Raw genomic sequence first — 7,959 nt, 5'->3', positions numbered from 1 at the left:
GAACCTGATATTACTCGCCTTTAGCTGCTTTGAAAGCTTCAGCCATTGCGTTGTTAGAGAAGTTTGCATCTTCCTGTTTGTTAACAGTTGCGATTGCATCTTTCTCATCAGCTTCGTCTTTAGCACGAACAGACAGGCTGATTGCACGGTTCTTACGGTCAACACCGGTGAACTTAGCTTCAACGTCGTCGCCTACGTTCAGAACCAGAGTGGCATCTTCAACGCGGTCACGGGAAGCTTCAGAAGCGCGCAGGTAACCTTCAACGCCGTCAGCCAGCTCTACGGTTGCGCCTTTAGCGTCAACTGCAGTTACTTTACCGTTTACGATTGCGCCTTTCTTGTTCAGTGCAACCCAGTTGTTGAACGGATCTTCTGCGAGCTGTTTAACGCCCAGAGAGATACGCTCACGCTCTGCGTCAACCTGCAGAACAACTGCAGCGATTTCGTCGCCTTTTTTGTATTCACGAACTGCTTCTTCGCCTGCAACGTTCCAGGAGATGTCAGACAGGTGAACCAGGCCATCGATGCCGCCGTCCAGGCCGATGAAGATACCGAAGTCAGTGATAGACTTGATTTTACCTTCAACACGGTCACCCTTGTTGTGGGTTTCCGCGAACTGCTGCCATGGGTTGTTTTTGCACTGTTTCAGGCCCAGGGAGATACGACGACGTTCTTCGTCGATATCCAGAACCATCACTTCCACTACATCACCAACGTTAACAACTTTGGATGGGTGGATGTTTTTGTTGGTCCAGTCCATTTCGGAAACGTGCACCAGGCCTTCAACGCCTTCTTCGATTTCAACGAAGCAGCCGTAGTCGGTCAGGTTGGTTACGCGACCAGTCAGTTTAGTACCTTCTGGGTAACGCTTAGCGATAGCTACCCATGGATCTTCGCCCAGCTGTTTCAGGCCGAGGGATACACGAGTACGCTCGCGGTCGAACTTCAGCACTTTAACAGTGATTTCGTCGCCCACGTTCACGATTTCGCTTGGGTGCTTAACGCGTTTCCACGCCATGTCGGTGATGTGCAGCAGGCCATCAACGCCGCCCAGGTCAACGAATGCGCCGTAGTCAGTGAGGTTCTTAACGATACCTTTGACTTCCATGCCTTCCTGCAGGTTTTCCAGCAGCTGATCGCGTTCTGCGCTGTTTTCGGATTCGATAACGGCACGACGGGATACAACAACGTTGTTACGCTTCTGGTCCAGCTTGATGACTTTGAACTCAAGCTCTTTGCCTTCCAGGTGCAGGGTGTCACGGACTGGACGAACGTCTACCAGAGAACCTGGCAGGAACGCACGAATACCATTCAGCTCAACAGTGAAGCCACCTTTAACTTTGCCGTTGATAACACCGACCACAGTTTCAGCTTCTTCGTAAGCTTTTTCCAGGGTGATCCATGCTTCGTGACGTTTAGCTTTCTCACGAGAAAGCAGGGTTTCACCGAAGCCGTCTTCTACTGCGTCCAGCGCAACGTCAACTTCGTCACCAACCTGGATTTCCAGCTCGCCCTGGGCGTTTTTGAACTGCTCTGCCGGGATGGCGGACTCAGATTTCAGACCGGCGTCAACCAGTACTACGTCTTTGTCGATAGCAACAACAACACCACGAACGATGGAACCCGGACGGGTTTCGATTTCTTTTAAGGATTCTTCAAACAGTTGAGCAAAAGATTCAGTCATGTTTAATCTTCAGGTTAATATTAACGTCCACCTGGCTCCGTGCCGGATGGGGTTGTTTCACATACCCGCCGTCAATCCATTGCAGCGGGGGTACTGCTAAATCGGTCGCGTTTACGCGAGTGCCAGTTTTTGGCGCGCATATTGTAGCGCTTTTTCAATCACTTGCTCAATAGTTAAACTGGTTGAATCCAGAACTAATGCATCTTCTGCAGGAACAAGTGGCGCGACAGCGCGGTTACGATCGCGATCATCGCGCTCTTTTATCTCGGATAAAAGGCGATCAAAGTTAACACTAAACCCCTTCTCCTGCAACTGAAGCATGCGGCGTTGAGCACGTTCTTCTGAAGAGGCGTCAAGGAAAATTTTTACAGGCGCATCAGGGAATACCACGGTGCCCATATCGCGTCCGTCGGCGATCAACCCTGGGGCTTCGCGGAACGCACGCTGGCGACGTAACAGCGCCTCGCGCACACGCGGGAAGGCCGCAACCTGGGAGGCCGCATTCGCCACTTCCTGCGTACGGATTTCACCGCTCACGTCTTCCCCTTCAAGGATCACTTCCAGGTTGCCATCGGTAGACACAAAACGGACATCCAGGTGCGCAGCCAGCGGTACCAGCGCTTCTTCAGAGGCGACATCGACATGATGATGCAGCGCAGCCAGCGCCAGCACGCGATAGATTGCGCCCGAATCTAAAAGATGCCATTGCAATGCTTCCGCCATCGCTTTGCACAGGGTACCTTTCCCTGCGCCACTCGGCCCATCAATGGTGATTACCGGGGCAACTGCCGTCATCTTTTTCTCCTTAAATAAGGCATACCGTTAACATAAACGCCGCGCATTATACGCGCCAACGTGCGCAACTGTTACCTTTGCGTGCAAATTACGGAATGATTGAAGCAGAGTGTAGAAGAAATGAGCGGAAGTGTTCGTCAGGAAGCGTAAGGAAATGCCGCATCAAAGGATGCGGCATAACGCTATCAGGCCAGCGTACTGATGCGCGCCAGCTGCTCGAAGTAGTCCGGGAAGGTTTTCGCCGTACATTTCGGGTCAAGAATGGTCACAGGCGTGTCGGACAGCGCCACCAGCGAGAAGCACATCGCCATACGGTGATCGTTGTAGGTGCCAATTTCTGCGAACTGCAGTTTTGCCGGAGGGGTGACGCGAATGTAGTCTTCGCCCTCTTCCACCTCAGCGCCCACTTTACGCAGCTCGGTCGCCATCGCGTACAGACGGTCAGTCTCTTTCACGCGCCAGTTGTATATGTTACGCAGCGTGGTGGTGCCTTTGGCAAACAGCGCAGCCGTGGCAATGGTCATCGCCGCATCCGGAATGTGGTTCATGTCCATATCAATGGCATTCAGCTCGCCGCGGGTACAGGAGATGAAATCATCGCCCCAGGTGACAGTGGCGCCCATTTTCTCCAGCACGTCGGCAAAACGGATGTCGCCCTGCACGCTGTTGCGGCCAATCCCGGTCACCTTCACGGTGCCGCCTTTGATCGCGCCCGCAGCCAGGAAGTAAGAGGCCGATGACGCATCGCCTTCAACCAGGTAATTGCCCGGAGACTGATACTGCTGCGCCCCACGCACCACAAAACGCTGATAAGACTGGTTTTCGACCTCGACGCCGAAGGTTTTCATCAGGTGCAGCGTGATATCAATGTACGGTCTGGAGACCAGCTCACCTTTAATCGAGATAACCGTATCCTGCGGTGCCAGCGGCGCGGTCATCAGCAGGGCCGTCAGGAACTGGCTGGAAACGCTACCGTCCACCTCGACGTCACCGCCGCTAAAGCCCCCGCGCAGACGCAGTGGCGGATAATTTTCCTGCTCAAGATACTCAATCTGCGCGCCACCCTGACGCAGGGCATCGACCAGATGGCCGATCGGACGCTCTTTCATGCGCGGCTCGCCGGTCAGCACGATGTTATTGGTGCCCAGACACAGCGCCGCCGCCAATGGACGCATCGCGGTACCCGCGTTGCCCAGAAACAGCTCGAGCTCTTCACCCGAACGCAGCGCGCCGCCGTTGCCGGTCACTTCACAGCGGGTACGATCGTCAGAGAGAGTGTAATGAACACCCAACGCTTTCAGCGCATTGAGCATGTGGCGTACGTCATCGCTGTCCAGCAGGTTTGTAAGGACGGTGGTGCCGTTTGCCAGAGCTGCCAGCAGCAGAGCGCGGTTCGAGACACTTTTTGAACCAGGCAGATTGATGGTGCCATCTACCCGCGCGATAGGTTGTAACGTCAGGGATTCCATGAAACTTAACTCTCAACTCAACATAATAAAAACCCCGCAGGGACGCTGCGGGGGTGAAAAACAGCAAATTAACCGTGACGACGTTCGAAATCGATCATGAAATCAGTCAGGGCTTTAACGCCTTCCAGCGGCATCGCGTTATAAATAGAGGCACGCATCCCCCCCACCACACGATGACCTTTCAGCGCGTGCAGACCTGCCGCGAAGGACTCTTTCAGGAACACGTTGTCCAGGTTGCTGTCTGCCAGCTGGAACGGCACGTTCATGCGGGAGCGGTTAGCTTTCGCCACATCGTTACGGTAGAAATCGCTTTTGTCGATCACGCCGTACAGCAGTTCAGCTTTCTGCTGATTGACCTTGTCCATCTGCGCCACACCGCCGTTTTGCTTCAGCCATTTGAAGACCAGGCCCGAAAGGTACCAGGCAAACGTCGGTGGCGTGTTGAACATGGAGTCGTTATCGTTCAGCACGGTGTAGTCGAGAATTGACGGGCAAGACTTATGGGCTTTCCCCAGGAGATCTTCACGTACAATGACGATTGTCAGGCCCGCAGGACCGATATTTTTCTGTGCGCCTGCATAGATAACGCCGTAGCGGCTGACATCAATCGGGGCAGAAAGAATGGTGGAGGAGAAGTCGGCGGCAACCACAACATCGCTGGCGAAGTTTGGCGTCTCGTCGATGGCAATCCCGTCGATAGTTTCGTTCGGGCAGTAGTGGAGATAGGCTGCGTTATCAGAAAGCTGCCATTCGCTCATGGGCTTCACGGCGCGCAGACCGTCAACGGTCACTTTGGCGTCGATAACGTTCGGCGTGCAGTATTTGTGCGCTTCTTTAACGGCGCTTGCCGCCCAGTAGCCCGCATCAACGTAGTCAGCCGTCGTTTTATCGCCAAGGATATTCAGCGGTACGCCAGCAAACTGGCCGCGTCCGCCGCCGTGACAGAACAATACTTTGTAGTTCGAGGGAATATTCAGCAGATCGCGAAAATCCTTTTCTGCCTCTTCCGCCACCTGAATAAACTCTTTACCACGGTGGCTGATTTCCATCACCGACGTACCGAGACCGTTCCAGTCACAAAGTTCCTGTTGAGCCTGTTTAAGCACGTCTGCCGGTAACATCGCCGGACCTGAACTGAAATTAAAGACTTGAGCCATTTCCCCTCACCACGCTAAAAGCCATAAGTTATAACTGTGGATATCGGTTTTATCATTCAGTGACACGCGCCGCAATGTCTAAAACTTATGACCCGTGAAATGTGGCTCACATCACACAAAACAATCTGCCGCCTCGCCAGGACAAAACCGACAAAATGGCTGTCAGGTGATCCGTTTAGCCCTGCTAACCTTCGTCCATTCTGGATTCGTACAGCGAGGGCATAATTGATGATCGCCTGCCTTCATCACCACCACATGACTACATTTTATACAGGCATACTCGCCCGCATCGGGGACGATTTTGTATCGCTCAATGAGCATATCCGGCAGGATGCATAACCCCGGCTTCACCTCGTCATCATGATAGTAATACACACTGATTTGACCGTTCGTTTCCATAATGGCCAGACGCACCTGTCCGAGTTGTTCCACGCTGTTCAGACGCAATTCCATAAAAAATTCGAACTCGGTCATATTGGCACTTTGCACATTTTCCCAGGCCAACTGTCCGTCTTCGACAATCACCACAGGCTTCCCTTCCAGCAGATCTTCCAGCTTTTCGCTCTTCGACATCAGCCACATCACAAGGCGGTACAGCAGCGCCAGCGAGACAAAGACGATAAAGACCGGCACCATCGGCACATCGTCATAAAAGGCGACATCCCCCGCCGCTGACCCCAGCGTGAGGATGATTAACACCTCAAAAAGCGACATCTGCCGCACACCGCGACGGCCAGTAATCTTAAGAAACAGAAAGACAAGAACGAAGGTATACAGGCTCCGCAAAGCCACTTCGCCTAAAAACTCGGGGGGAACTTTATCAAACGCCATCCGCTGGAGATCAAATGCTTTCATTTTTCTATGCCTTAACAGTCAGTTACTGCCACTAAGCATAGCCCAGCCTTTTATTTTCGCCGAAGATAGCACCCGTCACGCAAAACCCGTATCATTGCGCGCTTTACGTACGATAAAAGTGAACGCCATGACTCAAACGTTTATCCCCGGCAAAGACGCCGCTCTGGAAGATTCCATCGCTCGCTTCCAGCAGAAACTGACCGACCTGGGTTTTAACATCGAAGAAGCCTCCTGGCTCAATCCGGTGCCCCATGTCTGGTCCGTCCATATTCGCGACAAAGAGTGTGCCCTGTGCTTTACCAACGGGAAAGGCGCGACTAAAAAAGCGGCACTGGCCTCCGCGCTGGGTGAGTATTTTGAGCGTCTGTCCACCAACTATTTCTTCGCTGACTTCTGGTTGGGCGAAACCATCGCTAACGGCCCATTCGTTCACTATCCGAACGAAAAATGGTTCCCGCTGACCGAAGACGATGAACTGCCGGAAGGTATTCTCGACGCCCGCCTGCGTGCGTTCTACGATCCAGAAAACGAACTGACCGCCAGCATGCTGATCGATCTGCAGTCTGGTAACGAAGATCGTGGTATCTGCGCCCTGCCGTTCACCCGCCAGTCTGACGAGCAGACCGTGTATATTCCGATGAACATCGTCGGCAACCTGTATGTGTCTAACGGCATGTCCGCCGGTAACACCCGCAACGAAGCGCGCGTTCAGGGCTTGTCAGAAGTGTTCGAGCGTCACATTAAAAACCGCATTATTGCCGAATCTATCAGCCTGCCTGAAATTCCGGCCGACGTGCTGGCGCGCTACCCGGGCGTGGTGGAGTCCATCGCCAAACTCGAAGCGGAAGGTTTCCCAATCTTCGCCTACGATGGCTCACTGGGCGGTAAATATCCGGTGATCTGCGTGGTGCTGTTTAACCCAGAAAACGGCACCTGCTTCGCCTCCTTCGGCGCGCACCCTGACTTCGGCGTGGCGCTGGAGCGTACCGTCACCGAACTGCTGCAAGGCCGTAGCCTGAAAGATCTCGACGTCTTCACCCCGCCAACCTTTGACGATGAAGAAGTGGCGGAGCATACCAACCTCGAAACCCACTTCATCGATTCCAGCGGCCTGATCTCCTGGGATATGTTCAAGCAGGACGCAGACTATCCGTTCGTAGACTGGAGCTTTGCCGGCACCACGGAAGAAGAGTTCGCCACGCTGATGGCCATCTTTAACGCCGAAGATCAGGAAGTCTACATTGCCGACTACGAACACCTGGGCGTTTACGCATGCCGCATCATTGTGCCGGGCATGTCCGACATCTACCCTGCTGAAGATCTGTGGCTGGCGAACAACAGCATGGGCGCGCACCTGCGCGAAACCCTGCTTGCTCTGCCAGGCAGCGAGTGGGAAAAAGAAGATTATCTGAACCTGATCGCCCAACTGGACGAAGAAGGTCACGATGATTTCACTCGCGTGCGTGAACTGCTGGGCCTGGCGACGGGTAAAGACAACGGCTGGTATACCCTGCGTATCGGGGAACTGAAAGCGATGCTGGCGCTGGCTGGCGGCGATCTGGATCAGGCCCTGGCCTGGACGGAATGGACGATGGAATTCAACCAGTCGGTCTTCTCTGCCGAGCGCACCAACTATTACCGTTGCCTGCAAACCCTGCTGCTGCTTTCGCAGGAAGAGGATCGCGAGCCACTGCAGTACCTGAACGCTTTCGTGCGTATGTACGGTGCTGAAGCGGTTGAAGCCGCCAGCGCGGCGCTCAGCGGTGAAGAGCCATTCTACGGTCTGCAGGCCGTGGACAGCGATCTGAAAGCCTTCCCGGCGCATCAGTCGCTGCTCAAGGCCTATGAAAAGCTGCAGAAAGCAAAAGCCGCTTACTGGTCAAAATAAGCGCATATAACATTACCAGCAGTAGGCGTATTCAATCGTCTGGGCTATATTACGGGGCAATTTCATTGCCCCGTTTTTTATTTTTTCGGTAATGATTGCTGATTGTAATAA

At 53.7% G+C, this 7,959-nt stretch carries 6 protein-coding genes; 1 reads left to right on the top strand and 5 read right to left on the bottom strand.

From position 1 onward, the window contains the following. Positions 1-10: 10 nt before the first annotated feature. From rpsA to L977_RS00340, 5 genes are all read right to left on the bottom strand, one after another. Entirely contained in the window at positions 11-1,684 is a 1,674-nt protein-coding gene (gene rpsA, locus L977_RS00360) for a 30S ribosomal protein S1 (protein ID WP_008499966.1), read from the bottom strand. Positions 1,685-1,795: 111 nt separating this feature from the next. Then, on the bottom strand, positions 1,796-2,479 hold the full coding sequence (gene cmk, locus L977_RS00355) for a (d)CMP kinase (RefSeq protein ID WP_013097305.1): 684 nt from the start codon (positions 2,477-2,479) through the stop codon (positions 1,796-1,798). A gap of 185 nt (positions 2,480-2,664) precedes the next feature. Then, positions 2,665-3,948, bottom strand: a complete 1,284-nt coding sequence (aroA, locus tag L977_RS00350) for a 3-phosphoshikimate 1-carboxyvinyltransferase (RefSeq protein WP_014883218.1) — start codon at positions 3,946-3,948, stop codon at positions 2,665-2,667. 68 nt (positions 3,949-4,016) lie between these two features. After that, a complete protein-coding gene (serC, locus tag L977_RS00345) occupies positions 4,017-5,105 on the bottom strand; it encodes a 3-phosphoserine/phosphohydroxythreonine transaminase (protein ID WP_023332545.1) in 1,089 nt (362 codons plus the stop codon). Between the two features lie 162 nt (positions 5,106-5,267). After that, positions 5,268-5,960 (bottom strand): DUF421 domain-containing protein, encoded by a 693-nt coding sequence (locus L977_RS00340; protein WP_047624235.1) that lies wholly within the window; start codon positions 5,958-5,960, stop codon positions 5,268-5,270. 127 nt (positions 5,961-6,087) lie between these two features. On the opposite strand from L977_RS00340, the gene ycaO reads away from it, so the two are divergent. After that, on the top strand, positions 6,088-7,848 hold the full coding sequence (ycaO, locus tag L977_RS00335) for a 30S ribosomal protein S12 methylthiotransferase accessory factor YcaO (RefSeq protein WP_014883215.1): 1,761 nt from the start codon (positions 6,088-6,090) through the stop codon (positions 7,846-7,848). Positions 7,849-7,959 lie beyond the last annotated feature (111 nt).

Origin of the sequence: Enterobacter sp. ZOR0014, assembly GCF_000798855.1 — a bacterium.
Lineage (GTDB): Bacteria > Pseudomonadota > Gammaproteobacteria > Enterobacterales > Enterobacteriaceae > Enterobacter > Enterobacter kobei.
The sequence above is the reverse complement of the archived record's forward strand: the minus strand, read 5'-3'. Positions and strand labels throughout refer to the sequence as shown.

What these genes read in the sequence shown, in the direction of transcription:
- aroA (WP_014883218.1), bottom strand. Translation starts at nt 3,948, where the DNA reads ATGGAATCCCTGACGTTACAACCTATCGCGCGGGTAGATGGCACCATC.
- serC (WP_023332545.1), bottom strand. Translation starts at nt 5,105, where the DNA reads ATGGCTCAAGTCTTTAATTTCAGTTCAGGTCCGGCGATGTTACCGGCA.
- L977_RS00340 (WP_047624235.1), bottom strand. Translation starts at nt 5,960, where the DNA reads ATGAAAGCATTTGATCTCCAGCGGATGGCGTTTGATAAAGTTCCCCCC.
- ycaO (WP_014883215.1), top strand. Translation starts at nt 6,088, where the DNA reads ATGACTCAAACGTTTATCCCCGGCAAAGACGCCGCTCTGGAAGATTCC.
- cmk (WP_013097305.1), bottom strand. Translation starts at nt 2,479, where the DNA reads ATGACGGCAGTTGCCCCGGTAATCACCATTGATGGGCCGAGTGGCGCA.
- rpsA (WP_008499966.1), bottom strand. Translation starts at nt 1,684, where the DNA reads ATGACTGAATCTTTTGCTCAACTGTTTGAAGAATCCTTAAAAGAAATC.